The organism is Glutamicibacter bergerei (genome assembly GCF_054495185.1).
This window is the reverse complement of record NZ_CM137131.1, coordinates 755612-782611: the sequence shown is the minus strand read 5'-3', so window position 1 is coordinate 782611 and position 27000 is coordinate 755612. Positions and strand designations below refer to the sequence as shown.

At 56.6% G+C, this 27000-nt stretch carries 20 protein-coding genes; 11 read left to right on the top strand and 9 right to left on the bottom strand.

The window, feature by feature from the left end:
- The first annotated feature begins 42 nt into the window (after window positions 1–42).
- Genes ACX5K5_RS03615 through ACX5K5_RS03605 form a run of 3 tightly spaced genes read left to right on the top strand, consistent with a single transcriptional unit; the run spans window position 43 to window position 4745 of the window.
- Window positions 43–1005: an AAA family ATPase gene (locus ACX5K5_RS03615; RefSeq protein WP_188684387.1), complete on the top strand. Its 963-nt coding sequence runs from the start codon at window positions 43–45 to the stop codon at window positions 1003–1005.
- Between the two features lie 12 nt (window positions 1006–1017).
- Entirely contained in the window at window positions 1018–2340 is a 1323-nt protein-coding gene (locus tag ACX5K5_RS03610; protein ID WP_459175037.1) for a DUF58 domain-containing protein, read from the top strand.
- Window positions 2337–4745, top strand: a complete 2409-nt coding sequence (locus ACX5K5_RS03605) for a transglutaminase TgpA family protein (protein WP_459175036.1) — start codon at window positions 2337–2339, stop codon at window positions 4743–4745. The genes ACX5K5_RS03610 and ACX5K5_RS03605 overlap by 4 nt, the downstream gene beginning before the upstream one ends.
- Window positions 4746–4845: 100 nt before the next feature.
- On the opposite strand, the gene ACX5K5_RS03600 is transcribed toward ACX5K5_RS03605, so the two are convergent.
- Window positions 4846–6333: an NAD-dependent succinate-semialdehyde dehydrogenase gene (locus tag ACX5K5_RS03600; RefSeq protein ID WP_188684383.1), complete on the bottom strand. Its 1488-nt coding sequence runs from the start codon at window positions 6331–6333 to the stop codon at window positions 4846–4848.
- A 138-nt stretch (window positions 6334–6471) separates the two neighbouring features.
- Window positions 6472–7332, bottom strand: coding sequence for a 16S rRNA (cytidine(1402)-2'-O)-methyltransferase (gene rsmI / locus ACX5K5_RS03595; protein WP_096256599.1), 861 nt, complete (start codon window positions 7330–7332; stop codon window positions 6472–6474).
- 67 nt (window positions 7333–7399) lie between these two features.
- Between rsmI and ACX5K5_RS03590 the strand changes: the two genes are divergently transcribed.
- Entirely contained in the window at window positions 7400–9010 is a 1611-nt protein-coding gene (locus tag ACX5K5_RS03590) for a dolichyl-phosphate-mannose--protein mannosyltransferase (RefSeq protein ID WP_096256598.1), read from the top strand.
- Between the two features lie 648 nt (window positions 9011–9658).
- On the opposite strand, the gene ACX5K5_RS03585 is transcribed toward ACX5K5_RS03590, so the two are convergent.
- Window positions 9659–11230, bottom strand: a complete 1572-nt coding sequence (locus ACX5K5_RS03585) for a TIGR01906 family membrane protein (RefSeq protein WP_459175035.1) — start codon at window positions 11228–11230, stop codon at window positions 9659–9661.
- 256 nt (window positions 11231–11486) lie between these two features.
- Complete coding sequence (locus ACX5K5_RS03580; protein WP_096256596.1) at window positions 11487–11855, bottom strand: DUF3499 domain-containing protein; 369 nt, start codon at window positions 11853–11855, stop codon at window positions 11487–11489.
- Between the two features lie 89 nt (window positions 11856–11944).
- On the opposite strand from ACX5K5_RS03580, the gene ACX5K5_RS03575 reads away from it, so the two are divergent.
- On the top strand, window positions 11945–12403 hold the full coding sequence (locus tag ACX5K5_RS03575) for a metallopeptidase family protein (RefSeq protein ID WP_096256595.1): 459 nt from the start codon (window positions 11945–11947) through the stop codon (window positions 12401–12403).
- A gap of 5 nt (window positions 12404–12408) precedes the next feature.
- Here ACX5K5_RS03575 and ACX5K5_RS03570 read toward each other — a convergent pair whose 3' ends face one another.
- The 3 genes from ACX5K5_RS03570 to ACX5K5_RS03560 are packed head-to-tail and all read right to left on the bottom strand — an operon-like array spanning window position 12409 to window position 18577.
- Window positions 12409–14574 (bottom strand): DUF5719 family protein, encoded by a 2166-nt coding sequence (locus tag ACX5K5_RS03570; protein WP_459175034.1) that lies wholly within the window; start codon window positions 14572–14574, stop codon window positions 12409–12411.
- Window positions 14574–18152: a glycosyltransferase gene (locus ACX5K5_RS03565; protein ID WP_459175033.1), complete on the bottom strand. Its 3579-nt coding sequence runs from the start codon at window positions 18150–18152 to the stop codon at window positions 14574–14576. Before ACX5K5_RS03565 ends, ACX5K5_RS03570 begins: the two co-directional genes overlap by 1 nt.
- Window positions 18056–18577, bottom strand: a complete 522-nt coding sequence (locus ACX5K5_RS03560) for a WhiB family transcriptional regulator (RefSeq protein ID WP_096256780.1) — start codon at window positions 18575–18577, stop codon at window positions 18056–18058. The genes ACX5K5_RS03565 and ACX5K5_RS03560 overlap by 97 nt, the downstream gene beginning before the upstream one ends.
- Before the next feature lie 283 nt (window positions 18578–18860).
- Between ACX5K5_RS03560 and ACX5K5_RS03555 the strand changes: the two genes are divergently transcribed.
- Window positions 18861–19589 carry a TIGR03089 family protein gene (locus tag ACX5K5_RS03555; RefSeq protein WP_459175032.1) on the top strand — a complete coding sequence of 243 codons (729 nt, stop codon included), beginning with the start codon at window positions 18861–18863 and terminating at the stop codon, window positions 19587–19589.
- On the opposite strand, the gene ACX5K5_RS03550 is transcribed toward ACX5K5_RS03555, so the two are convergent.
- A complete protein-coding gene (locus tag ACX5K5_RS03550) occupies window positions 19586–20143 on the bottom strand; it encodes a GtrA family protein (RefSeq protein ID WP_096256591.1) in 558 nt (185 codons plus the stop codon). The two genes, ACX5K5_RS03555 and ACX5K5_RS03550, sit on opposite strands and share 4 nt — an antisense overlap.
- A 289-nt stretch (window positions 20144–20432) precedes the next feature.
- Between ACX5K5_RS03550 and ACX5K5_RS03545 the strand changes: the two genes are divergently transcribed.
- The 4 genes from ACX5K5_RS03545 (at window position 20433) to manA (ending at window position 25068) form a co-directional block, all read left to right on the top strand.
- Window positions 20433–21545, top strand: a complete 1113-nt coding sequence (locus ACX5K5_RS03545; protein ID WP_459175420.1) for a 5-(carboxyamino)imidazole ribonucleotide synthase — start codon at window positions 20433–20435, stop codon at window positions 21543–21545.
- 54 nt (window positions 21546–21599) lie between these two features.
- Window positions 21600–22130: a 5-(carboxyamino)imidazole ribonucleotide mutase gene (purE, locus tag ACX5K5_RS03540; RefSeq protein WP_096256589.1), complete on the top strand. Its 531-nt coding sequence runs from the start codon at window positions 21600–21602 to the stop codon at window positions 22128–22130.
- A 17-nt stretch (window positions 22131–22147) separates the two neighbouring features.
- Window positions 22148–23770 carry an LCP family glycopolymer transferase gene (locus ACX5K5_RS03535; RefSeq protein ID WP_443459022.1) on the top strand — a complete coding sequence of 541 codons (1623 nt, stop codon included), beginning with the start codon at window positions 22148–22150 and terminating at the stop codon, window positions 23768–23770.
- An 83-nt stretch (window positions 23771–23853) separates the two neighbouring features.
- A complete protein-coding gene (gene manA, locus ACX5K5_RS03530; RefSeq protein WP_346059898.1) occupies window positions 23854–25068 on the top strand; it encodes a mannose-6-phosphate isomerase, class I in 1215 nt (404 codons plus the stop codon).
- A 72-nt stretch (window positions 25069–25140) separates the two neighbouring features.
- On the opposite strand, the gene glpX is transcribed toward manA, so the two are convergent.
- On the bottom strand, window positions 25141–26175 hold the full coding sequence (glpX, locus tag ACX5K5_RS03525) for a class II fructose-bisphosphatase (RefSeq protein WP_096256586.1): 1035 nt from the start codon (window positions 26173–26175) through the stop codon (window positions 25141–25143).
- Window positions 26176–26321: 146 nt separating this feature from the next.
- On the opposite strand from glpX, the gene ACX5K5_RS03520 reads away from it, so the two are divergent.
- The gene (locus ACX5K5_RS03520; protein WP_170947875.1) at window positions 26322–26978 is read left to right on the top strand and encodes a DUF4245 domain-containing protein; all 657 of its coding nucleotides are present in this window, start codon (window positions 26322–26324) and stop codon (window positions 26976–26978) included.
- Window positions 26979–27000: the final 22 nt, after the last annotated feature.

The following is a 27000-nucleotide window of genomic DNA, read 5'->3' as shown; positions in this document are numbered from 1 at the left end:
GACAACCTCGGCACGATAAGTTGCCCAGCCAGGAGGATGCGCATGAGTGCCCACCCAACACTGCCCTCAGTTGATTCGACCTTTAGGTCGAATTACCAGCGGATGTTTGATGCAATTCAAGAAGTCATCACCGGCAAACCGGAGGCGATTACGAACACCATCGTGGTGCTGCTTGCCCAGGGCCATCTGCTGCTGGAGGACGTGCCCGGGGTTGGCAAAACGATGCTCGCCAAATCACTGGCGCGTAGTGTTAATGGAAGCGTGCATCGAATTCAGTTCACCCCGGACCTATTACCTAGCGACGTCACCGGAGTTTCGGTGTTCTCCCCGCAGGATCATAAGTTCACTTTTCACCCGGGCCCCATTTTCGCAAATATCGTAATCGCAGACGAGATCAACCGTGCCAACGCCAAGACGCAATCCGCGCTGCTTGAATGCATGGAAGAACAACAGGTAACGGTCGATTCCATCACCCATCCGCTGCAAAAACCATTTATGGTCGTAGCTACGCAAAACCCAATCGATTCCGAAGGAACCTTCGCGTTGCCCGAGGCGCAACGAGACAGATTTATGGGTCGGATTTCATTGGGCTACCCCGACAGGGAAGCGGAAATCTCAATGCTTTCCACCCATCACATCTCCGAACCGCTAGATGCGCTCACCCCAGTTCTCGAACTTGATCAGCTTCATCAGATGATTGAGCAAGTAAAACAGGTTACCGTTACCCAGCGGCTGAGCAGCTATATCGTCGATTTGGGCCGTGCCACCCGTGAACACCCATATATTTCCCTCGGCGCATCACCCCGAGCACTCGTGCAGTGGGTTCGAGCCGCAAAATCCCATGCTGCTATTAACGGACGCGACCATGTTCTGCCCGAAGACGTGCGAGCAGTAGCACCGATGATTTTGTCCCACCGTCTGATCCTCACCCGCAGGGCATTATCAGAGGGTGTGGAACCGCTGGCATTGATCCAAGATCTCGTGTCCACTACACCTGTCGGATAGCTGAGTTTTCTCATGGCTCAGATACCACGGTTCGATTCCAAAGACTCACTGTCGTGGGCGCGTACCGTCTCGGCACCACAAAACTTAAAAAAGTTCCGCCTGGACTTACTCACCCGGCGTGGTTGGTGCACCGTATTGGGCGGGGCCGCTCTCATTTTTCTTGCCTACATTCTGGGACGTCACGAAATGATGGCTCTCGGAACCGGGCTCATTGCCTTGGTTCTGGTTAGTTGGTTGTTGGTATTGCGTTTGCGAAATTCTTCCACCCTGACGCGCACGCTGCTCAGCCCAAACCCGGTAGTTGGAGACATCACCAGAGTGCAACTAAGTTGCGCGGATCAGGCCACCGTTCAAGAGGGGCTACCAGAGGAATTCGGACCGGGCCCAGAATTTACCGGTCCCGGTGGAAGCACCTACGAATTGGTCTTCCGCAACCGAGGCTTCCACCTGGTGGGTCCAGCAAAACAGATCTTGGCAGACCCTTTAGGCCTGATCTACGGTCTGGTCGACACCGGTCAGGCCACGCCGATACCCGTCTGTGCCCAAATCCACCCGTTGGAACGCTTTGCCGCACTGGGTGAAAAGATGCTCACCGGCGATGCTCGTTTCTCCCGCAGCACCACCGCCGACTACTACGATGTGGCCACCCGTGAATACCAGCAGGGTGACTCAATTCGCCAGGTGCATTGGAAGGCTACCGCCCGCCAAGGAAAACTCATGGTCCGCCAAGAAAACCATGTGGCCACAGCCCAAGCGCTGTTGGTCTTAGACCGAACCTTTGAACACTGGCACAGCAACGGCGCAGATCTACGGCTAAGCATTCCGCAGGGTGAGAAGCCCGCACTTCAAAGCAGCCGCCGCTTCGAAACAGCATTGAGCCTAGCGTGCAGCATCGGTCAGCGTTACGCGTCCAACGGCTATCAGCTGCTCTTTCGAGATTTGTCCGGCGAGCAACTCTTAGACGCTACCAGCGCCTCACTGTCCGGGGCTTCCGCGCGCAGTGGATTTGAAGACTTTCACTCGGCGAGCGCGCAGATGTCCTTAAGGGCGCCGAGCACCGTCGTCCCAGGAGCTGAGATCTTGGGCGAAGAACTTCGCAAGTTACTGCAGGGATTGCCTGATGAACCGGTCATCATGATTCTTGGGGAAATTCACAGCACGCAGGCTGCTTGGCTAGCAACACTTTCACGGTCGGTCAGACATGTAGAACTATTCCTTCTCGTTTCTCACCCGGAGCGCTACCAAGAAATGCAACATATTCTGTCGCACACCGGTTGGAAGGTGCACTGCCTGGCAGCCAACACAAATATTGACGACTTATGGTCCCGCTCATGAGCGCCACGATCACTGACATTCCTGCTTCGAGCCCACCGCCGAAGGCGAAAGAGCCTGTGGTCCCGGAGGCGACAAATAATCTCACTGCGCGTTTACTTGCTGCCAGCACCTTAGCGCTCGCAATGCTCGCGGGTTTCGCGTCGCTTAGTGGTGTGGTTCAAGGTGCTGCTTGGTTGCAGGCGCTGATTTGGCCGGTCTTTTTAATTCATTTCTGTGCCGGATTGCTCCGTGGGGTGCATCGGGTGCGCTGGCTTGCGCTACCGGTTGCAGTGCTCATTGCTGGTGGTGCGGTATTTTTGCATCCAACCATGCGCACCACCATCCCGGGGTTGGGTCTTTTTGATTGGTTCGGCGCGGTGCTTTCCGAGGGCACGTTGCAGTTCTCCACGCAGGTTCCACCGGTTGCTTACTCACGTTATGTCGAGTTTGTACTGTTGCTGCTTGCGGTCTTACTCAGCGTCATGGTGGAGGTTTTGGCGACCTTCAGACGTTTGGCACCGTTAGTGCTCTTACCGATATCTTTTGCACCGGTGATCGCTTCCTTGTTCAAACAAGAGGGCGCCGGGATCGGGTATGTGGTTCTGCTGATACTCGCGCTGCTCGGTTATTTTGCGTTACTCCCCTACATCTTTCCGGCGAAGGGTACGGGCCCCGGGCTTCCTTCCAAACGTCAGTTGAATATTTTGTTGCTCACCGCGATGGTCTGCGCCTTGGTGATGGTACTTAGCAGTGCGTTCATGCCGGGGTTTCGCAAAGGCATGCTCCCTGAAGGTACTCGGCCCTCAGGAGACCTTCTAGCAAGTAACGTCGATCCATTGCTGAATCTCGGACGAGACCTGCGAGCAAATAATGGCTCCGTGGCTTTTAGCTACCTGACGACCTCTAACGAGCCGGTATATCTGCGTACCTCGGTGATCGAGGATCTAAGCGCCACCCGGTGGGAACCGGACGAGGGGCTACTGAAATCGGCTTACTTTGGTGACACCGCCATGGACACGGACTCCGATGTTTTTAACGGCAGCGCACAGGTCACCCAACTACGCTGGAACGACCGGGTGAGCAGTCCGAGTCTGCCGATACCGGATCGAAGTTTTTTCATTTCCGGCATTAATGGCCCGTGGAATTGGACCAAGGAAACTTCTGTGGCGCGACTTGGCGGTGACGCGTTAACAAACACCGAAGAGGTGACTGTCGGGCACACACAAATGAATTTGAGTCCGCAGATCGCGCGTAGCCTTGGCTACTACGGCGACGGCATGCAGTCAGAGATCGATGACGTGTACCTGTCAATGCCAGAAGATTTGGATGGACAGTTCGGCCAGTTACTTCAACGCACTCTCGCGGAGGCTTACGAACCACTCCAGGGACCGCCGACCAATGATTTTGACATTGCCGTTGCGATTCAAGATTTCCTGCGCTCGGCAACTTTTGGGTATTCCGAACGTACTCCCCTACGCGAAGGCTATGACGGAGCCAACCGTCAGGTGGTCAAGGCATTCTTAGAACGCCGTCAAGGCTACTGCGTGCATTTTGCGTCCACGATGGCCCTACTGGCTCGGGCCGCGGGAATCCCCTCACGCATCGTTGTCGGATATGCGCCGGGTGAGCCTACGGGAGAAACACTGGAGGCTGGAGATCTGCCGGGCTTCGCAGGGAACGGACTTCCGGCAGATACAGAGCTGACCAAATTTGAGGTGACCGGGCAGCAGGCCCACGCCTGGCCGGAACTATTCCTGCCAGGTATCGGCTGGGTACCTTTTGAACCTACCCCCGGGCAAGGCCAAGCCCCAGATTATGCCCCGGAGCCCACTTCCAGTCAGCCGCCGGCTGAAGTACCCGAGGAACAGAACCCGACAGGCGCTCCGACCGTGGATGATCCCGAAACCCAAGAAAGCCCGGGAGCCAACGTCGAGGAGCCCATGGCAGATACGGCGCAGGATTATGGTTGGTTTATTTTCGCCGGCCTGCTGATCATCGCGCTTATTCTTGCGGCTATCCCTTGGCAGCGCACACGTTTGCGTCACCGCCGAATAGATCGGGTCAGAGTTGGCGGTCAATCAGCTGCCCAAGCACTATGGGATGAATTGTGTGCGGTCGGTGCCGATACGGGCACCCCCGCTACAGAACATGAATCGGTTGGCGACTACACCAGACGCCTGAGCTCCACTCACCCGCAGCACGGCCAGCAATTGCAACTGCTGAGGTCGGTCATCGAAGCGAGCTTTTACGCTCAGCGGCACCCAGATCCAGAAGATACACCGGCTTTCGTCGAGGCGTTAGCGCAGGTGCGCACACAGTTACACCATGAGCTTCCGCTCGGCAAACGCATGCTGGGCTTCTGTTTCCCTGCGTCATTACGTCAGCGGCGGTTACGTCAGGTGGCGTCGGCTCAAACAGTTCGCTGAGTTATCCAATGTAAAAGCTGTGGCCCCAACATCTAGTCAGATGTTGGGGCCACAGCTTACTGTCCTACCGCTGAGCTCAGCGGTTAGTCTTGCGTTGGTATTACTTTACCGGTGCGTATGGATCGGCAATACCGATGTACTGCACGGTGGTGTATTCGCCCAGTCCTTCGGCGCCGCCTTCGCGGCCCAATCCGGACTGCTTCACGCCACCGAATGGTGCTGCAGCGTTGGAGATGACCCCAGCGTTAAAGCCAACCAGACCAAACTCAATCTGCTCCGAGACGCGGAACATCCGGTTGAAGTCACGCGAGTAAATGTATGATGCCAGACCGTACTCGCTGGCGTTGGCCAGACGAATTGCGTCGGCTTCATCCTTAAACGTGGTCACCGGGGCAACCGGGCCGAAGATCTCCTGTGTGAGGATCTTGGCATCATTAGCCACATTGGCCAACACGGTTGGCTGGTAGAAGTAGCCAGGGCCATCCACCGGGGCGCCACCGGTAACGGCGGTTGCGCCATCGGCGATTGCAGCTTCAACCAGTGCGTGGACTTCGTCGCGTGCCTTTTCCTCAACCAGTGGGCCCACGGTGGAGCTTGGGTCGGTGCCTCGGCCTGGCTTCAGGGTCTTCATAGCTGCTGCGAACTTTGCGGTGAATTCCTCGGCAACGTCCTCGTGCACTAAGAATCGGTTAGCCGCGGTGCAGGCCTCGCCCATGTTGCGCATCTTCGCAGCCATGGCGCCTTCAACCGCTGCGTCGAGGTCTGCATCCTCAAAGACCAGGAATGGTGCGTTACCGCCCAATTCCATCGAGGTGCGCAGAACATTCTCCGTAGCATCCTTCATTAACTGCTTACCCACTGGGGTGGAGCCGGTGAAGGAGACTTTACGCAGACGGCTATCTTTCATCAATGGTCCGGAGATCTTCGAAGCAGAAGCACCCGACACCACGTTGAGCACGCCTGCTGGAAGACCAGCTTCCATCATGGTTGCTGCGAAAAGCTGGGTGGTCAGCGGGGTGAGCTTCGCTGGTTTGAGCACCATGGTGCAACCGGCAGCAATGGCCGGGCCGACCTTGCGAGTTGCCATAGCCAGTGGGAAGTTCCACGGGGTGATTAGCAGGCACGGGCCTACCGGCTTGTGGTGCACCAGAAGCTTATTTTTGCCTTCTGGAGAGGTGATGTAGCGGCCGTAGTGGCGCACGGTCTCTTCGGAGAACCAGCGCAGGAATTCGGCGCCATAGGTAACCTCGCCGCGGGCCTCGGCCAGTGGCTTACCCATTTCAAGGCTCATTAATAGCGCAAAATCATCGGCACGCGAGGTGACCAGGTCAAAACCGCGGCGCAGGATTTCGGCGCGTTCACGTGGCGCGGTCAAAGCCCATTCGGCCTGTACGGCATCTGCCGCGTCCAAAGCAGCTAGCGCGTCTTCACTGGTAGCACTAGCCAGCGTCGCCAGCTTTTCACCGGTGGCAGGGTCCAACACGTCAAAGGTGCTGCCGTCTGAGGAATCTCGCCATTCACCGTTAATAAGTAATCCGGTAGGTACCTTGGCGAGCAGTTCTGCTTCGCGCTCAGCGGTAATCGACATAACGCGGTTCTCCTGAAATTCGTAAATGAAAAAAATCTTCGTTGATCACAACGCTAGTGCTGGATCCAACGGACTGTATATCGCCCGGTGCACTACAACTTGGTTGTTTCATTGTGCATTCAGCCTAAATGATTGCGGCTATTTTTTCGCTTCATGACGTTCGGCAAGGACCGCTTCATACAGCTCGCGCTTCTTCACGCCAGCGGACTCGGCTACTTCAGCGACCGCTTGTTTCATCCGCATCCCTTCGCCAATCAGTGCAGATACCTGAGGAAGTAAATCATCAATGGAAGGAGCTTGAGGAGCAGAAGCTCCCGAAATTACCACCACAATCTCACCGCGCACCCCTTCATCTGCCCAGACTTTGAGTACACCAAGTTCATCGCGGCGCACCTCTTCGAACTTTTTAGTGAGCTCGCGTGCCACGGCGGCCTGGCGTTGGGCGCCGAAAACCTCGACGGCAGAGCCCAAAAATTCAGCGACTCGGTGAGGGGATTCGAAGAACACCATGGTGCGCTCCTCATGCAGCAAGGCGTTCAGACGTTTACGTCGTTCTCCCGCTTTACGCGGCAAGAATCCTTCAAAGGTGAACCGTCCGGTGGGAAGCCCGGAGAGAGCCAACGCGGTTAATACCGCAGAGGGGCCCGGTACCGCCGTCACTCGGATGCCCTCTTGCATTGCCGCTGCCACCAACGGGTATCCCGGATCTGAGACTGCTGGCATGCCGGCATCGGAGACCACAAGCACTGTGGAGCCTTGGCGGGCCAATTCGATGACCTCGCCGAGCTTATGCGCCTCATTGTGTTCATGCAGGCTCATTACTCGCCCTGAGGGTTTGATTCCCAGCGCGTGCGCCAAGTGATGGAAGTTGCGAGTGTCCTCCGCGGCGATCACATCTGCGCTTTGCATGATCTCGCGTAGCCGCGGGGATGCATCTGACAAGTTGCCTATTGGGGTGGCGCCCAGGACGATTACGCCCTCTTCGTCTGAATTCTGCACACCCTTTAGCCTACGCGAAGTACCAAAAGCACACATTCTGGTGGTTACGCCGGTAGCATGAACAACGATGAGCACCACTGCAGCAAAGACCCCAGACACCGGCCACGTGCGCTCTGCGCGCGTTGCCTTCACCTTTGAGAGCCTGAAACAACGGTTATTACCGGTGGCAGCACCCTCGGGTGCGTTGATGTGGATTGTGCCGCTGGTGGTGACAATCATCGGCGGCTTGTTGCGGTTCGTGCATCTGTCCCACCCGAATATGTTGATCTTTGACGAGACTTACTATGTCAAGGACGCCTACTCATTGATGCATTTCGGTTATGAAATGGAATGGGTGGACGATAGCAATGACCAGTTTGTTGCAGGAGACCCACAACTCAAAGACACCGCTTCCTTTGTGGTGCACCCGCCCCTAGGTAAATGGCTCATCGCCTTTGGCATGATGGCTTTTGGGGAATTTGACGGGTTTGGTTGGCGTTTTGCCACCGCATTATTTGGTACGCTCGCGGTGCTTTTGACCACACTCTGTGCACGGTTGCTGTTCGGGTCACACCTGTTAGCAGGTATCGCGGGGCTGTTGATCGCTATCGATGGACACTCAATTGTCATGTCGCGCACGGCATTGTTGGACATCTTCTTGATGTTCTTCGTGCTCGCTGCTTTTTACGCACTGCTCAAAGACCGGGTCCACGGGCGTACCCAATTGGCCAAAAAACTCTCGGTTCCTTTAGGGAACCGACCCGATGAATTTTTGCTGGATCTTGGCCCCATGCTTTGGTGGCGGCCGTGGCGTTTAGTCGCAGCTCTCATGCTCGGTGGCGCGGTAGGTATCAAATGGTCGGCCTTAGCCTTCGTTGCGGTGTTCTGTCTCATGGCAGTGTTGTGGGACTTTGGCGCGCGACGTACCGCGGGAATCCAGCGTTGGCAGTCTGCCGCATTCACACGTGATGGTATCTACTCCTTCGTGACCATGATGCCGGTAGTGCTCCTGACCTACCTGGCCACGTGGACCGGGTGGCTGATCACCGCAGGAGGCCGTTACCGCCAGTGGGCCGTGGAAAACCCTGGTGAGGGTGTTACTTGGTTGCCTGCGACGCTGCGTAGCCTCTGGCACTACCATCAGGCAGCATATGACTTCCATTCGGGTCTGAGCTCCGAACATGGTTGGGCTTCGGCCCCGTGGACTTGGTTATTTTCTGGACGCCCCGTACTGATGTATTTCGAGGGCTACGACAACGGCCAAAATGGGTGTGCACTGGATCGCTGCACCGAAGTGATCATGGACATGCCCAACCCGGTGATGTGGTGGGCCTGCACGATCAGCATGATCCTATTAGTTTTCTGGTGGCTTGGTGCCCGCGATTGGCGCGCTGGCGCGCTTCTTTCTAGCGTTGTCGCCGGTTTCCTTCCGTGGCTGATGTACCCCGAACGCACCATGTTTTTCTTCTACACCCTGCCGCTGGTGCCATTTATGGTGCTCGCATTGACCTATATGATTGGCAGGTTCATTCCTCGCAAACCGCGCTCCGACGCGGGCTATCGAACGAGGATCATTTTAGTCGCTGTGTCGTTAGCCTTGCTGTTGCTAGTTTCAGCCTTCTTCTGGTCGGTCTGGTCTGGAGAGCTCACTTCGGATGACTATTACCGCATGCACGTATGGATCCCAAGCTGGGGATAAACCTTCGCGCGACGGTGTCTAGCGCTCTACAGTCGGCGGCCCCTCTTCAGATTTTTAAGAGGGTTCAGGCATTAGTTAACCGTCAGGCATCCGCCTGGCTTCTGCCCTGAAACGAAAGCTACTGTCCTGATGCTTTAGCTGTAGCCTTCCTTCCGTAAAGAACCCCAGCCCATGCTGTCACGCCCTCGGACAGTACGGGACGGGTGCAGAAGCGTTTCTCTAGGTTCTGAAGCTAACGGCTCCGTTGGACAACTGTGGGTTCCGACAGTTTTAGTAGACCAGGCACAGGCTCTGACGAGAAGAATCAAATAGCCTCCGCAGTTGAAGCTGCGCTGTTCCTCCCCCGGTATACAACTGGTGAGGCACCGACCGGTACAGCTAACCGAAAGCACCACACCAGTCACCGGCAACCAATCGCATTGGACTCGTGGAGCCCTAGAACATCCACTATCCGGAGACGAATTCACGACAATAGATATCGAAAAATCCTGCGCAAGCTAGCCGTGCCTTCGCCAAACAGCAAGGCTACTCTCGGACTCTGAATCGAGAATCAGGAATTTTAGCGGCGGCGGAAGACCGTAGCATGAACAAAACCTCGGGTCCCGCATCAAACGGAACCCGAGGTTTAGTTGTTTCTCGCTTAGTTGCTTAGTTGCTTAGTCCGAAGACCCTAGCTTCTTGGCGTAGACGTGAGCCTTCGCGACGACGTGCCGTTGGCCAGCAGGTAATGAGCACCATGAGCACGGTCAGCACCATCAGCACACCAATAGCCACGGCCGAGTCCATCCAAAATTGTTCTGGGTAGAGTCGAATGAGCGTGTCACTGACGCTGAAGGTCCAAGTCCCTTCGGCGAAGAACAGGCTGTGGAATCCTGAGAAGAAGGTGTTCCACCCGGTAATTGCAAGGGCCGCGACCGCTGCGAAGAGCACCACCGTCACGATAGCCCCGGCGAACAGTGCACGGCGAACTCCCCCGGCGTATCGGTTAGCTAGGTACACGATGAAAACTATTGCTAAGACAGCAAGCACCGCTCCGATCACATAGCCCAGTCCGATTAAGTTCTTCACGTCTAGCATGTGCTGAACTTCTTGGCTACTGAACATACTTGAACCGGTGGGCAATTTGAGTCCGGACAGGTATTCAGGACCAGCAAAGTTATTGAGGTAGTCCACCCCGTAGCTACCGTAGGTCAACCGTTCGGGGTCTGTGAAGCCAAACCGATCGCTTGGGAAACCGGGACGTGCGTAAGCCATGGCCAAGAATGCCGGGGTGGCGACCAAACGAATCGCCGCGATTAAGGTAAGTACGGGAAAGATGATGGCGAGAAGCACCTGGGCGGTACGCGCCATCGGTGGTTTGGAGTTCAACGCACGTTCCCGGGCGACACGACGCTTTACCGCGGCTTCCGAGGGCACGGACTCGGGGGTGTAATTACCAAAGACGCGAGTACGAGCTTGGGCCACAGCTGCCGAGGAAGTCTCTGGGTTGTCCTTTTGCGGTGCTGCGCTCACCGGAGGGACGCCTTGTTTGGCCTGCGCGACCGGTGCTTTAGCGGTGGCTGCAGGCTTCGAATCTGGCGTAGCCACCTTTTTTTCTGCCTCAATCTCATGCGGAAGTTTGATCGCACGGATGACATCTTCTACAGGTTCCTCAACCTTTGGCTTGGCCGCGCTGGCTGCTACCGGCTTAGAAGGTGCAGGTTTGGTAGCATCAGGCTTCGCGGCAACAGGCTTCTTCACCGCCGGTTTGGAAGCGGCAGGAGCGGTTGCAGGCTTATCCGCAGCAGGTTTAGCCGGCGCAGCAGCAGGAGCGGTCGCAGGCTTAACCGCAGCAGGTTTGCTGACGGCAGGTTTAGCGGCAACTGGCTTACTGGCAGGTTGAACCGTGGTTGGAGGTGCGGCGGGGCTCGGCTGGGCAACGGTTGCTGCTGATTTATTTTCAGCCGGCTTAGTTTCTGCCGTTTTGGACTGCGCAGGCGTAGCCCCTGTGGGATTCAAAAATGCGGCCTTCGCGGCAGCTGCAGCCTTGGCGGCACGCTCATCTTGAGCAGCCTTAGCCTGTTTTTTGTGCTCTTCTAAACGTGCCGACAATTCCTCGGCCCGCTGGCTCAGTGAGCCTTTACTGGCTTGGTCGCTCGATTCCGAAGGAGTGGCCGCGATGGGCTTATCTGAACCTTCTGGCCCCTTAGCACCGGGGGTGTTCTTCGCCGCCTCAGCCATGAGGAGTCCTCCTGCAAATCGCGCGATTTCTGATTAACATCAATAGACGAAACCTGCAGTACAGGCTCCGCGGTTTCAGCTTATCCAGCAAGCCGTGTCAATCCGCGCATTACCACACCTAAATTAGGACCGTGGTGCGGGAAACGGCTTATTGCACCATTCTCATCCGATTGGTAGGAAGGCAGTCTTTTTCGAGAATTAACGTCGCGGCTTCAAATAGTTCTAGCCGCTTACCGTTCGCTACCGATTTCTTGGCTTAGCGCTCATCGGTTTCAGGTGGAAGCATCGCCAGACGCGGACGCGCATCAAATCGGGTTCCACGTAGCTCACGCGGAGCAGGAGTTTCTGTCGCTTCTCGAGGCTTTCGGTCCTCGCGCACCGCGTTCATCAAGGCATGCAGTTCATCTTCATTTTCAATCACGTCTGGCAACGCGCCACGCAATAAATTCCAGCCACTGGGCACGGTCAATCGGTTAGCGTGCCGAGCACACAAGTCATAACAGTGCGGCTCAGGGTATTGCGCCAACGGGCCAAGCACTGCCGTCGAGTCGGCATAGTTGTAGGTAAGCGTTGCGCGGGCCGATTCACGGCACGCAGGGCGAGAGCAAAGACGAAGACTTTCCACGGCTTCAAGTCTACTCTCGTATCGGTCCCGAGCTCGGTAATCTGGACCCAACGGCCACGTTCGCCAGCACGAACCATTACTCTGGAGCCATGGAGCACAACCAGCACACACCGCCGCAACGTTCACGGCGTAACCGGCATGGCCGTGGACGGCGAGGTCCGCTGATGCCCATGCATTTACCGGCCTATCGAACTCGTCCTGAACGCTTCGATGACGCGGTGATGGCCAGCGCGCAACGCTTGGGTGAACGCTGGGGCAGCAAACTTGCAATCATCGATTTTCGTATCATTCCGGTGCCGGGCGAAAAAGTGATGACGCAGGCGGCGGCCGTCGGAGACCGGATGCCGTTGTCTTCAGCTCGCCCAGCCACCGCGCAACGCCGAGCGCGGATATCCGTTTACCGGTTGCCCTTAGAGCAAGCCAGTCACAATCACACGGAACTAGTCGACCTCGTACACCAGTGTGTGGTGCACGAGGTCGCTAATTTGTGGATGCTGACGCCCCACGATGTTGATCCCGAATATTTTCCCAAAGACCCGGATTTTTAGTTTGTTCAGCCTCCGACGTTGACCACAATGCCGTCACGACCGGCATTTGCCGGTGGCATCGCGGCCCAAGCCAGCGAACGATCCGAACCGAAAATCAACTGACCGATGTAGGCGTTGGCATCTGATGAGAAGATCACCGCTTGGGCCTCTGCGCTGACATCCTTGGGCTTGAAGACCATGCTCTGCCCGGTCTTGACCGTGAGTTTGGTTGGTTTGGACAGCTTGCCATCCTTATCAACAACAACTGCCTCTACCGAAGCATCGGCCGTTGGGGCCGCAATACTAAATTCACCGGTACCGTTGGCCGAAATCGGTGCGACCTGCGTGCCAGCAAGTGGCATCGTGCTTGCTGCCCAGGCAGTATCCGAGGACTGCTTTGGATCTGCGCCACGCACCATACGCACGCTGCTGGTCACTGGGGCATCGGCTTCTACGACCACTGAATACGCGCCAGCGTCCAAGCCGTTGAGGCTGATGATGCTGGTGGCGTCGGAGGAGACTGCGAGGTTAGAACCTAGGTCTGCGGCGACTTCACCGTCGGCACCTAATATTTTCACCTTAAATCCTGCACCCTGCGCGCCAGTGGCCGAGACATGGAGTTGCGGAACAAGTTTCTTATCGGCTTTGCTCAACTTGTCTCGGTCATTCTTGTTACCAATCCATACGCCGGGAATCACCTGGGTATTGGAGGCCGAAGCATTCGCAGCAACCAAGTCCACGCCAGCCGGGGTCAAACCACGCAGGGCAGCTTGTTGTACCGAAGCGGTGATCTTTCCGCCTAAGCTCGTGATATCTGCGGAGACCGAATCTAGGTTCTGGGCGTATCCGCCAAGCACTAGTGCACGCGAAGTGCCCGGGGCGAGCACCACATTTTGCAAGGTGGAGGTATCTATCATTCCTTCTGGACCACGCAAATCTACGGAGACTTGAGCCGTCGTATGTGTGGGGTTCGACAGGTGCAAGACGCTGGTTGCCCCGGTATGGGTCTGTAAGCCGGTGAAGCGCCAATTTGAGGCTGGTGCCTGGCAGGTTGCTGCCGCAAGACCGGCTAGGTCTCCGTCCTTGGCAAGGAAGCTACGCATCGCACTGCCCCACGACGGCAGTTCGCCCAGTGGCTGAAGTGCCAATATTTGCGCCTTGTCTCGGCCGTTGGAAGTATCAACTTTGCCAACTCGACCGGTTAGGCCTTGTTCGTCGGCTCCCAACGATTTACTGGCTTCATCTTCGGCGATCCGCTTAGTCAGCTCGTTTGCTTCTGAACTTCCGAGCTCACTGAGCGTGGCTCCGGGAATTCGCTTGCCTAAATCAGAGATCACGGCCACACGGATATTGCTTGAAATCTTCTTCGCACCGGCGGCGAACTGTGGATCGGTGCCGTCGACACCCTTCAACAGCTGCGGTGTGGCGGCGCAAACTGCTTGGGCATCTCCGGCCGGGAGGCTGGTTACCGCGGCCGGCAGTGCAGTTTGAGCTGGTTGCGGGGCAAGAACCGAACCGGCAGCGACCACTGCGCCGGCAGCTACGACGGCTACCACTCCGAGCAATACGGCACCGGTACGGCGGCGCACCACGGCGGATTCTTGGTCCTTACGCGCAGCCTTGGTGGCTTGGGCTAACTTACGGCGTCGACGGTTCGCCGTGGCGTCCGTCGCGGTCGGTTCCACTGTGCTTGCTATAGCGCCGGTAGCCACCGGTACAGGCTCAGCCTTGTGGTCCTCACTAGGTTCCGTTTTAGTAGCCGCGGTGGCCATCGCATCGGTCTTAGGCCGGGTTTTGTTCCGATCCTTGGCCTCTGCCTTGGCTGTGGCCTTGGCTTCAGCCGCCGTTTTGGCGTCAGCTTTGGCTGAAGCCTTTGCAGCGGCTTTGGCCTCTGCTGCAGCTTCTTTCTCTGCCTTGGCCTCAGCACGAAGATCCGACTTGCTCTTCGCGCGACCATCCGCGCGAGCAGGTTCTTTAGCTGCAGAAGCTGGCGGTGTCTGGGCGGCTACCGGTTGTGGCGCAGGTTTCTCAGGCTCCGTGGCGGAGTCTGTTCCCGGCTTGGCATCTTCGGGCTTTACCGTTTTGTCAGCCGCGGAAGTGCCCGGCTCCGATTCCGGTTTGGCAGCATGGGTTCCATGAGGTGCGGGTTGGTTTGCAGCATCATCGGCGGCCGGGGTCTTCTCGTCACTCACTACTTTTTCTCCTGCTCGGTGTCGGTGTCCGAAATACGGTCACCGAGCTTCGGGGTCAAGTTTTCTCGGATCTCGTGATCCCGTTCGCGTGCTTCGCGACGACTCAACGGTGTGGAGTTGGTTGCTGGTTCCGTCTCTTGCTCAACGTCAACGGTGTCGATGGGCTGCTCGGCTAGTAGCTCGTTGTCATCCACCGGTTCTTCGGCGGCACGAAAACGATACTCAGTGTTGCGGTAGCTTGCCAGACGGCGGGTACTTGGTACCGGTATCGCCAGCAAGATGGCAACTAGCAACACTAATCCGCCAAGGATCAGCAGAGGCAAAGCCAATGGTTCTTCGTGTGTCAGCGTCAGTTTTCCACCCTCGGCAGGGACCTCGTAGGCCTGAGCCCAGCGGGTATCCGAGTCTTGTGGGTAAGCTACCGAACGCAGCGCAGTACCATCGATACTCGCACGTATTTTAGGATCTTGGGCGGTGGACAAGACCAGGGTTCGCGAGGCGTCTGCCGCGGGAATTTCAAGATTCTGAATCTTCCCGCGTTGTGTTGGCACTACCTGTACCCGGTCAGATTCATCGATCAAGCGAGCGAAACCTGCTCCGGAGTTTTGGTCCGAATCCTGATAGTTCACTCGCCATAGCCAACCATTATCGGTCTGGCCTACGGCGGCTAAACCAGTCGCAGCGTCTAACACTCGGACGCTAGCAGAAACGGATTCTCCGGTTTCGTTGAGCACCACAAATCCAACGCCCAGATCCGCTAATGCCTCACGTGAGTCCAAAGCAGATTCGGAGAGCAACATTGCCGCTGCTTCGCGCTGTAGGTTGTTGGTGACCGACTGCTCATTACGCGCTGGTTTCAGCAGCGAACCGGTCAGCTGAGCTACCTGCGAGGAACGAGACATCGAGTCCAGAGTTTCCCCGGCACCCGAGAGCAGCACGCTATCGATTTCCCCCGAGGAGCGTGGAGTGAGTACCAAGGTACGCTCCGCGGTATCCGAGCGTCCTGCGTCTGCTGCCGTGGCAGGAATCGTGCGCTCTTGTGAAGCCGCGACTCGTTGTTCAGCAGTCAGCGAGGTCAACTCGCCATCCGGATTTTGCGAATTCAATTGCGCAGCCAGACCCACCGAACCGGCGGCCAGCAAACTCACAACGCTCAACGCACTCATCAGGCTCAGCGCACCACGATTAGCCGGACGGCGCAGTGCGCGTGGCTGATTTTCATGTCGCAGAGCCGCTAGCGCGTTGGCCGCGGCGGCAAGCATCGCGAAGATCGCGAAGGAAACAAATGGTGCGGTGTACGCACTGACGGTAGTTGAGGAGTCCAACGAGACCGGGATGAACCCAATCCCCCAACCTGCAACCAAGGACAACGCCGCCGCCCAAATAAGTTTGCGCGAGTTGCGGCGCATGGTGGCATCGAGGCTGAAAGCAGATCCAAGTGCACCCAAGACCGCCAAAATTACCAGCGGTGCACCAACAAGAAGTGCAGCGACCAGGGCCCATGGACCGGCCGGTAGAATTCCCCAACCCAGTGGGCTGAGCATCGCGTCAAAAGCCTCGGGAAAACCTAGAACCATCTGCCACAGCGGTGCCGGGTCAAACGCCAAAGGCGCTCCGGGTTCGGTGAACAACAGCCGCGGATTTCCCAACGCTTCGAAGAGCAACGGCAGGTTCCACACCACTGCTGGCAATGGAACCCACCAGAGGGTGCGTGCCCGGCGTGGCGCGGAAATCGCCAGAATGTAAATGAGCACCAAAAGAGTGAGGAAGAACGGCATTGAACCGGTCGAAATAACCCACATGATCAATGCTGCGCAAGCCGAAGCGGTCCACGCGGACGTTTTACGCTGCCCCTCAGTTGCTGCGGGTTTACCTTCGGGAAGCACCTGGGCGTTGAGCGCACGAAGCATAGCCAGGAAGAACAATGGCAACATCACGTGAATCAAAACCGATCCCACGCGACCCGAAGCCAACGCCGAGAACAGCGCTGGTTGCAGTGCCCAAATCACGGCCGCAAAAAAACGTACGGCTCGTGAACGGCTAACGACACCTACACCCCACCAGGCGCTCAACGCAGCCAACGGCATGGCTGCGATGAACAGGATCACGAGGGCTTGGTTGGCGTGGTTGAAACTCACGACAGAAAGTAACCAATAAACAACGTCGGTGTTATCCGGTGCGGCGCTCAGGCCGGTGCCCACATTCTGCCACCAGGATGTGGCGTTGGCGCCGATCTCACTTAGTGAGCGTGATAGTGGGCGGATAGCACCACCGCTGAGTGCGCTAGCACCGATCACCGTGCGCCAAGCTATCAGTGAGGTCGCGGTGGTGATCAGCAAGGCAAGAATAAGTGAAAGCACTGCTGTGGTTCGTGGCGGACGGGCAATACGAACGAAGTCCGAGAAGTTCTCACCACTCGGTTCCACCATGCCCTCGGCCCCGGAGCCATCACCAAATACCTGCGAGTCGTCCTGACCGCTTGAAATGTTGCGACGGTATTCGCGGACCTCGGTATTTGAGGTCATCAACTTGCGCACCTGACGGCGCGGAACCTGACGAGTTTCCTTGACCTGACGCCGCGACGCACCCAACTTCACCGGAGAGAACAAGCCTTTAAGCGTGGCAGCTAAATGGCTAAATCCATGTCCCGGGTCTTTGGCTAACAAGGCTAAAAGGAAATGCCCAATACCGCCGAAGAGAATCCCTAACCAGATAAATGGCAGGCCTATTGGGGAGGCGAACTTAAGACGCTGGAACACCTCGGCACGGCGTGCCTCACCTGGTCCGGCCAGTGAATCGACAACATCGATCTGATGATAAATTTTTGCTGCCGGAACCACTACTACGCGGTGTCCAGCAAGTCGGTTACGCCAGCACAGATCCACATCGTCGCCGCGGCCAGGAAGAGCCGGGTCAAAACCACCGAGCTCTTCGAAAACCTCGCGACGAATGAACATTCCGGCAGAGGACACGGCGAAGTAGTCGCTACGTCCGTCGTACTGGCCTTGATCAACCTCGTCCATGTCGATCATCGTCAGGCGCTGTGCCCTACGGTCGACGCTGAGTCCCACCTCGGCCAAGCGGCGCGGGTTGTCGATGTCTAAAATCTTGCAACCAGCAATACTTACAGATTCGGAGGCTTCAACCGTGCGTGTGAGATGTTCTAACGCATCGGGAGCCGGCATCGAATCATCGTGGATAATCCATATCCACTCATCGCGATCGGTGCGTGCTTCGGGCAGCGCATCCACTGCTTCTTGAACTGAAAGCCCCAATGATCCGGCAGGAGCCGAAAGCAAAGTGGCATTAGAAGGAAGATTTGCTTTTAATACCTGATGTGACGCGTCTTGTGAGGACGCGTCCACCCCGAGGTACCGTTCAATCGGCCGCGACTGATTTCGCAGTGCAGCTAAAGTGCGTGGTAAAAAGTCAGCGCCATCGTGCGCAGCAACGATGGCGGTGACATGAATTGGCGGTCGAATTAGATTGCTCGTTTCCGTAGTCGGCGGCGTTCGCGCTCGGAGAGCCCTCCCCAGATGCCAAAGCGCTCGTCGTTGCTCAACGCGTATTCCAAACATTCTGAACGTACAACACAGGCCCCGCAGACACGCTTAGCGTCGCGGGTCGAACCGCCCTTTTCTGGGAAAAATGCTTCGGGGTCAGTTTGTGCACACAGGGCACGGGCCTGCCAACCCAGCTCACCTTCGTCGACTTCTCCGCCGACGCCGAGCCATACCGCCTTGATACTTTCGCGGACCTGCTCGTCTTCATCCAGCTCAGGAGCCCACGAACCGGCACTCGAGCCACCTTCGGTCTCTGCCGGCGCATGCTCACGGAGGAAGTCCTCTGCAGCTGTCTCCAAATCTGTGGCTACCGCTACCCGTGCGGATTCCCCAGCTTGTGGATCGACAAACCAATCCGACGGTGCGCCTTCAACCCCGTATTGGGCGGATGCCACTGCCGATGTCGAAAAATCGGAGTACCTCTGCTCCAGCTTCGTCATGTTGATGTTGACCTTTCGCTTGGTTTGAGAAGATCGAGCCATCAATGCTCCCGATCCATACGTCTCTCTTTATTCCATCGAAGTAGTGAAATGATGGACGAGCCGAACTCACCATCTAATTACAGCCGTGTAACTCGGTCATAGTCAAGCGGGGAGGTTATTCTATGGAGGGTTCACAGCAAACTCCCGGCACAACACGCCACGAAAAGACACCAATGAATCCGGCGAGTCGCAACTTCCGCGAATTGTCGGTAAATTCTCAGTAAATAAATTAAGGTGGAAAATGCCGTTCAACTCCGCTACCGGAACCTTCGCTGAAGGCTTACTGGCGCCGCGCCGCTCCGATGCCACACCGTGGCTCACCTGGTACTCACAATCCGGAGAACGCATCGAGCTCTCGGGCAAGGTCTTTGACAATTGGGTTGCCAAAAGTGCGAACCTATTGGGCGAGTGTTTCGATCTTGAACAAGAGTCCCTCATCGTTCTAGATTTGCCGTCTCATTGGAAATCACTGGTGCTCGGCTTGGCCGTATTGCATCACGGGGCGACGCTACTGGATGCTGATGATGATCAGGCCGCTAACGCCACCTTATGGATCACCCAAGACCCTAATGATCAATGCATACCCGGGTCATCCGAGATTCTTGCGGTTAATCCCGCCGCCATGGCGTTGTCATTTGGCGCCGGCCTAGGCCCGGTCGCCGAGGATTACAACGCAAATGTGCGCACTTACGGGGACCAGTTTTACCCCTCGGCAGTATCGGGGGAAACTACCGCGTTGCGCAACAGCGCAGGCAATGCCCTGTCCTTAGCCGAGCTTTTTGCCCCCGAGGTCAACGCCTTGGGCACTATCTTGGTTCGCGCAGATATCCCGGTATTGCAACTATTGCCCTATGCGGTCGCCCAGTGGAAGGCTGGAGACTCCATCGTGCTTGTTGAGGCGCAAATGGAAGTCAGTGACCGGCTCCGTCAAGGAGAAAAGATCAGTCACGACTACGTGCCAGCTGTTTAGCTCTTGGCGGTAGGAATGGTGCCGGTATCCGGAGTAACACTCTGGGTATCGGCTCCGTTTTCGCGCAGGGTCAGCAGTTCGTGGTCGTGGGCGAATTCTGCGTCTTGGTCCATTTCTGCGCCGAAGACCCAGAAACGGTAGGCAAAGAATCGGAAGATTGTTCCCAACACCAGACCAACCACGGAACCGGCAATAAAGACGCTGGTCGGGTCCGTCATATTTAGTACGTATTTGGTGAACCAAACACAGGCTGCGGCGATACCCAAACCGATGGCATTCATAATCAGGAACATCACCAATTCACGGGCCACATTAGCTTGGCGACGATGACGGAACGTCCAATAGCGGTTGGCCACCCAGGAGAACAGGGTCGCCACGATGCCAGCAATGATCTTCGCTTTAACCTGTGAATCGCTCATTGGGCCATGAAGCAACCAGACATAAATTCCAGAGTCGATGATGAACGCGATTCCGCCGACAACGCCGAACTTTGCCACTTCGCGCCACAGCATCGAAATAAGTCCGGTTAGTTTTTGTGTAATGCGCTCGAACATTTTCCTCCAGACAAATCAACGTGGCTCGCGTGTCGATGCAGACATCGATACGACCACAAGATCGTCAGAATCTTGGGAAGTTCAGTTCCCTAGGTCAGTAGTTTGGTGGTGCCCTTTTACGCCAAGGCGCAGGAACACTAGCTACCTATTTTATCCGCATTTCCTGACAAAACCCCGGATTTCGTGAGTAATCAGTCAACGCGAAGACGGGAAGCTGGAACTCTTTCGCTAACCTAGGAGAGTGAGCTTCCCTAAAATTGGTGTGATTGGTGGCGGGCAATTAGCCCGAATGATGGCCCCTGAGGCCCTAAACCTCGGATTTGAACTGCATGTTCTCGCCGAAGGTCCGGACGTATCGGCGGCACGTTGTGTGCCCGATGCGCCCGTTGGTGACTACAAAGACTTGGCCACCCTGCGCGCTTTTGCCCAGGGTAAAGATGTCGTGACCTTTGATCATGAGCATGTTCCTAATGAGTTCCTCACCACACTGATCAATGAGGGAGTCAACGTCCAGCCACGTCCCGAAGCTCTGATCCATGCCCAGGACAAGCTGGTGATGCGTGCGGCAATCGAAAAGCTTGGACTGCCAAATCCAGCGTGGGCGAAGGTAAAGAATGTTGCCCAGTTACTTGCCTTTGGCGAGCAAACCGGATGGCCGATTGTGCTCAAAACCCCACGCGGTGGTTACGACGGCAAGGGCGTACGCATGCTCGATAACGCAGAACAGGCCAAAGACTGCGAGGACTGGTTCGCGCACGGTGCCTTATTGGCCGAAGACAAGGTGGAATTCACCCGCGAGCTGTCAGCCATGGTGGCACGCACTCCCTCGGGCGAAACCAAAGCCTGGCCGGTAGTCCACACCATTCAGGTGGCAGGCGTCTGCGACGAAGTCATTGCCCCCGCCCAAGACATCTCCGATGAAACTGCGGCCACGGCCTCACAGGCTGCCATACGTATCGCCGAAGAATTCGGCGTTACTGGCGTCATGGCCGCAGAGCTCTTCGAAACTCCCGGACAGGGTGCCGGCTTCGTGATTAACGAGTTGGCCATGCGCCCACACAACACCGGGCACTGGACCATGAGCGGTTCGGTCACCAGCCAGTTTGAACAGCACCTGCGCGCGGTCTTGGATTTGCCACTGGGCGAAACCCGCGAGCTCGGGGTCACCGTAATGAAGAATTTCTTGGGTGGAGCAAATCAAGATTTGTTCTCCTCCTACCAAGCCGCATTGGCTGCCGCACCCGAAGTTAAGGTGCATTCCTACGGGAAATCTGTGCGTCCCGGACGCAAGATCGGACACGTGAACGTCGTTGGCACGAAGACGCAGAGCGTCGCCGAACTACGCGAACGCGCCGACGCAGTGGCCAGCTTAATCCGAGATGGTCTGCCCGAGACCGCTTAGGATTTCACCTAGGCTCATTGAACCGGGCCACGACATTCAAGGATTTTAATTCAAATGACTCAAGCACCACTTGTCGGACTCGTCATGGGCTCAGACTCGGACTGGCCCGTCATGCGCCTAGCCGCCGAGGCACTGACCGAATTCGGCATTCCCTTTGAGGCCGATGTCGTCTCGGCGCACCGCATGCCGACCGAAATGATCGAGTACGGCCAGCAGGCCCACGCTCGTGGCCTGCGCGTGATCATCGCCGGTGCCGGCGGCGCCGCTCACCTGCCGGGAATGCTCGCTTCGGTGACGCCACTTCCGGTGGTCGGTGTTCCGGTACCATTAGCCAAGCTTGATGGAATGGATTCTTTGCTGTCCATCGTGCAGATGCCAGCCGGAGTTCCGGTGGCTACGGTCTCCATCGGTGGTGCCCGCAATGCCGGCTTGTTAGCTGTGCGTATGCTGGCGTCGGGAACCGATGAGCTTGCTAAGTCGTTACAGGTTAAGTTGCTAGCCTTTGCAGACTCGCTGCGCGAGTCTGCCTACGCCAAGGGCGCCGCGTTGCGTGCCGAGGTTGCCAACGAGAACTTCTCTTCCTAAGGAAAGTCACTAAGTACATGGGTTCTGCCAGTCACCGCGCTCCAAGTCCGCTTCGGAACCCGGAGAGCATTTCCTCTCCGGCCCGGAGCAAACGCGCCATAATTCTGGTCATTCTGACCATAATTTTCCCCGGTAGCGCTCAGCTCATCGCAGGAAACCGCAAGCTGGGACGGATCGCGGTCACGGTCACCATGCTGTGCTGGGCAGTGCTCATCCTGCTCGCGGCCCTGTACTTTATTAACCGCTCAATCCTGCTTGGCTGGGCGGCACATCCTAACTTCCAGTTGTTCCTGATTGTGGTGCTCTCGGTACTCGCCGTGGGCTGGCTGATCATGTTCATCAACACGCTGTTCATCATCAGGCCACGCATGCTGGCTCCCGGGATGCGCGCGATCGTCACGATCTTCACGCTGGCGGCGGTCATCGCCACCAGCGGCATCTTCGTTTATGGTGCGTCCATCCTGAATACCGGTCGCGAAACCATCGTTAAAGTCTTTGACGAAGGTCCTGCCTTTGACCCGGTCAACGGGCGTTACAACATTGCGGTGCTCGGCGCAGACTCCGGTTCAAACCGTGACGGGGTACGTACCGACTCGATAGCGCTGCTTTCGGTAGACGCCAAAACCGGCAAATCGCTGATGATCTCCGTACCGCGTAACTTCCAGAAGGCCCGCTTCGCCAAGGATTCCCCGATGGCCGAGGTCTACCCTGACGGTTATGACTGCGGCGACGAATGCCTGTTCAACGCCATTTATCGCGATGCGGTAGACAAACACGCCGATGCTTTCCCAGACTCGGTGAAAAACGTTGGCGCCCAGGCGGTCATGGACGCACTATCGGGAACCACCGATCTCAAGGTTCAGGGTTACGTCATGGTTGACATGGCCGGCTTTGCGAACTTCGTTGACGCCTTGGGCGGGGTAACCATCGATTCCGGTGGCTGGGTCCCTTACAACGGGAAGAAGTGGGAAAACTCGCTAGTCAACACCCACTGGTTCGCTCCAGGGGTGCAGACCTTCAACGGCAAGGACGCACTCTGGTTTGCTCGTTCGCGTGATTTCACCGACGACTACCACCGCATCAAGCGCCAGCAGTGCCTGCAGCAGGCAATTATCAAGCAGTTCACCCCGCAGACCATCCTGACAAACTTCAGCAGCATCATGCAGGCCGGCGAGCAGCTGGTTGAAACGAACATTCCTGCAAGCCAGCTCAGTTCCTTCGTTTCAGTCGCCGACAAGGTCGCTGGTACACCATTTAGCCGCCTGACTCTTGGTTCTCCGGACTTCGAACGTTCCTTCTCCACGTACCCTGACTTTGATAAGATTCATGATCGCATCAACGGAATCATCGAAAAGCAGAACGCACCAAAGAAGCCCAAGGAATCCAAGAAGTCCCAAGACCCAGAGAAGTCCAAGGAGACTACCGAGGCTAGTGGCTCGGCAGAACCCACTGAGGAAGCCCCGGAAGAAGCCACAGACATCAACGATGCCCCGAAGCTATCCAACGGTGATGAAGTACCAATGACCAAGCGCGATGGCTCCCCTATCGATGAGCAGTACCTGGTAGAGCTTGAAATGATTGGCCAGAATACGCGTCTGGCTCAGATCGCCGCAAACAACGACGAATGCTCGGTTCCATAAAGAGCCTTCACGGTTACGCCACGGTTACGACCCCCCGACCGTTTTGAAACCATGATCGTTAGTGAAAGTTAAGGGTACAAAACGTGTTTGAGTTGAAAAATTCCATTCGGGATTACCATTGGGGTTCAACGCAAGAAATCACCGAGTTGTTGGGACAACCAGCAACCATCAGCCCTCAGGCTGAACTGTGGCTCGGCGCCCACCCCGGGTGCCCGAGCACGGTGCTGGACAGTGGCGAGCCATTGCACGAGGTTATTGCCGCGAACTCGGCGGCAATGCTTGGTGCGGACCTCGAAGCACGCTATGGCCGGTTGCCATTCCTGTTCAAGGTGCTCTCCGCTTCCCAGCCGTTGTCGATTCAAGTTCACCCGACCCTAGACCAAGCCCGTGAACGTTTCGCCAAGGAAGAAGCAGCAGGCGTCGCCCGCGACGCGGCGAATCGAAACTACAAAGATGACAACCACAAACCGGAAATGCTGTACGCACTCACCGATTTTGTGGCGTTATCAGGCTTCCGTGTTCCACAGGACATCGTTGCTGACTTACGGCTTTTCCTGCCCCGACTTTCTACCAACGACACAAAACTTGTCAACGAACTGATTCGCTTACTGGAGGGTGGCGAACCGCTGGGGCACTCGCTGCGCTACGTGCTTACCGGTGGTCGCGGAATCAGCGATCTAGTGCTCAACCTTTGTGGCGCTATCTCGGCCGATCCGGCACTGCAAGAGAACGTCCAGCTTGCCGAGTTGGTCAGGATCAACGAGATCTATCCAGGCGACGCTGGCGTCTTGGTGGCGCTGCTACTGAATTTGGTGTTCTTAAAGCCTGGCGAGGCAATCAGCCTCGGCGCCGGTAATGTCCACGCTTACCTGCGCGGGCTTGGTATCGAGGTGATGGCAAATTCAGACAACGTGTTACGCGGCGGGCTGACCAGCAAACACATCGATGTTCCCGAACTATTGGAGATCTCCATCGCCGAACCCTCCGCGGCTCCGCTGTTGGCAGGCCTCAAGGTTTCAGATCATTCGCAATTGTTCCAGCCAAACTTTGACGAATTTCAGTTGCAGGTTACCCAAACTCACCAGGCGCAAGTGCGTACCGAGTTGCAGCTCCACGGTGCATCGGTGGTGCTCTGCACCGCCGGGGAGTTCACCTTGGAATCTGCCACGCAGTCCTTGCAGCTGTCCCGCGGTGATTCGGCATTCATCACTGCCGAAGATTTGCCGGTCGGAGCGATTTCTCGCAGTTCCGAACCAGCCACACTTTTTGCCGCCAGTGCACAGGAAAAATCGAACTAATCAGTCATTAAACAATTCAAGCCGCTGGCTTCCTCTCAAGGGAAGCCAGCGGCTTGAATGGTTAACTCGTTTTTAGCGGGTGTAAGCTTCCCACTTGTCTTGCTGGTGCTCACCATCAACAAAGCGGATGGTGCCAGACTTGGCACGAGTCACGATCGACTGGGTGTGGATGCGACCATTCTTGTAACGTACTCCGCGCAACAGATCACCATCGGTGATGCCGGTGGCTGCGAAGTAGCAGTTATCGGAAGTGACCAGATCATTGGTGGTCAAAACGCGGCCTAGTTCGTGGCCAGCGTCGATCGCCTTCTGCTTCTCGTCATCATCGGTTGGCCACAGACGGCCCTGAATCACGCCACCCATTGCCTTGATGGCACATGCGGTGACGATACCCTCAGGAGTGCCGCCGATACCCATCAAGGCATCAACGCCGGTACCTTCACGGGTTGCCGCGATGGCGCCTGCAACGTCGCCGTCCATCAAAAGCTTGGTGCGAGCGCCGGCAGCACGAATTTCTTCGATGAGTCCGGCATGGCGCGGGCGGTCCAGCAAGGTGACGGTGATCTGGCTGATCTTCTTGCCCTTGGCCTTAGCGATCAGGTGCAAGTTCTGCTTGACCGGCAAACGCAGATCAACCAGGTCGGCCGCTTCGGGACCGGTAACGAGCTTTTCCATGTAGAACACGGCAGAAGGATCAAACATCGAACCGCGGTCGGCCACAGCCAGAACCGACAGGGCGTTGTTCAGACCAAGTGCGGTCAAACGGGTGCCATCGATTGGGTCAACAGCAACATCGCATTCGGCTCCGGAGCCGTTGCCAACCTGTTCGCCGTTGAACAGCATCGGGGCTTCGTCTTTTTCGCCTTCGCCGATTACCACGACGCCGTTGAAGTTCACTGTGGATAGTAGGCCACGCATGGCATCTACTGCTGCGCCGTCGGCGGCATTCTTGTCACCGAATCCAACCCACGGGGATGAAGCGATGGCTGCCGCTTCCGTTGCGCGCACCAGCTCCAGTGCGAGGTTGCGGTCCGGTTCCGCGTCGGTTACCGACAGTCGCGGAGATAGGTGGGCATAATTGTTGTCTTCGGTCACGAAAGATCCCATCACTGAGTCGTAGTCATTGCGCCTATGCAAACACCTCCATCATATCCCCATCGTTTTTCTGCTTGTAATTCATGTCGCATAAACTGAGCAAGCGTCTACGTGTGATTGGGCACCTCGGTTCGATTTGCACAGGAACTTCGGGGAGAATGGGGATTGTGCAGCCAGAGAATACTTCCCAGAATGATGTCCCGGTAGGCGAACAGCCGATACGTCGTGATTTGAACGACCCCGAAGCAACCTTTGAGGATCTGCCATTCACGCCGCTGCTGACCGAAAAGCAGTCAAAGCGTGCAAACCAAACTTTCAAAGGCATGCTCTTATCGGTAGGCTTCACCATTGCGGTGATCATTCCGTTGTTGCTGCTGAACCCGGCGAACAAGGAAGAATCCTTTCAGCATCCGGTAGATTTGCAGGCCGTGGCCAGCGAGGTATCGGGCGTTGCCGACTTTAAAGTTTTTGCGCCACAGGTTTCTGGCGATGAATACGCAAACTTCGCTCGCTGGAAGAGCAACCAGATCCAGGACGTCTCCTACTGGGAATTCGGTTTGGTGATGGATGAGACAAACTTCGTTTATGTTCGCCAGAGCGCAGATGCGAACCCTACATGGATCGCACTGGTAACCGACAACGCGATTCCAAGCGACGAACGAGTCATCAACGGCCATAATTGGGAAGTCCGCAAGAAGGATCAAACCGTTTACATGATTTCCAATTTCAAGGATTCAACGTTGATTATTTCCAGCGACACCGGCGAGGAAGAATTGATGACGGTCGTTCAGGCCGCCGAAGCTCAGGGTCTGTAATTTTTGCATCTGCGATGTCATT

Bases quoted from the DNA above. Each gene is read 5' to 3' on its own strand.
- ACX5K5_RS03615 (WP_188684387.1), top strand. From the start codon at position 43: ATGAGTGCCCACCCAACACTGCCCTCAGTTGATTCGACCTTTAGGTCG.
- ACX5K5_RS03610 (WP_459175037.1), top strand. From the start codon at position 1,018: ATGGCTCAGATACCACGGTTCGATTCCAAAGACTCACTGTCGTGGGCG.
- ACX5K5_RS03605 (WP_459175036.1), top strand. From the start codon at position 2,337: ATGAGCGCCACGATCACTGACATTCCTGCTTCGAGCCCACCGCCGAAG.
- ACX5K5_RS03600 (WP_188684383.1), bottom strand. From the start codon at position 6,333: ATGTCGATTACCGCTGAGCGCGAAGCAGAACTGCTCGCCAAGGTACCT.
- ACX5K5_RS03590 (WP_096256598.1), top strand. From the start codon at position 7,400: ATGAGCACCACTGCAGCAAAGACCCCAGACACCGGCCACGTGCGCTCT.
- ACX5K5_RS03585 (WP_459175035.1), bottom strand. From the start codon at position 11,230: ATGGCTGAGGCGGCGAAGAACACCCCCGGTGCTAAGGGGCCAGAAGGT.
- ACX5K5_RS03575 (WP_096256595.1), top strand. From the start codon at position 11,945: ATGGAGCACAACCAGCACACACCGCCGCAACGTTCACGGCGTAACCGG.
- ACX5K5_RS03565 (WP_459175033.1), bottom strand. From the start codon at position 18,152: ATGTTTGGAATACGCGTTGAGCAACGACGAGCGCTTTGGCATCTGGGG.
- ACX5K5_RS03560 (WP_096256780.1), bottom strand. From the start codon at position 18,577: ATGACGAAGCTGGAGCAGAGGTACTCCGATTTTTCGACATCGGCAGTG.
- ACX5K5_RS03555 (WP_459175032.1), top strand. From the start codon at position 18,861: ATGCCGTTCAACTCCGCTACCGGAACCTTCGCTGAAGGCTTACTGGCG.
- ACX5K5_RS03550 (WP_096256591.1), bottom strand. From the start codon at position 20,143: ATGTTCGAGCGCATTACACAAAAACTAACCGGACTTATTTCGATGCTG.
- ACX5K5_RS03545 (WP_459175420.1), top strand. From the start codon at position 20,433: ATGATGGCCCCTGAGGCCCTAAACCTCGGATTTGAACTGCATGTTCTC.
- purE (WP_096256589.1), top strand. From the start codon at position 21,600: ATGACTCAAGCACCACTTGTCGGACTCGTCATGGGCTCAGACTCGGAC.
- ACX5K5_RS03535 (WP_443459022.1), top strand. From the start codon at position 22,148: ATGGGTTCTGCCAGTCACCGCGCTCCAAGTCCGCTTCGGAACCCGGAG.
- glpX (WP_096256586.1), bottom strand. From the start codon at position 26,175: ATGGGATCTTTCGTGACCGAAGACAACAATTATGCCCACCTATCTCCG.
- ACX5K5_RS03520 (WP_170947875.1), top strand. From the start codon at position 26,322: ATGGGGATTGTGCAGCCAGAGAATACTTCCCAGAATGATGTCCCGGTA.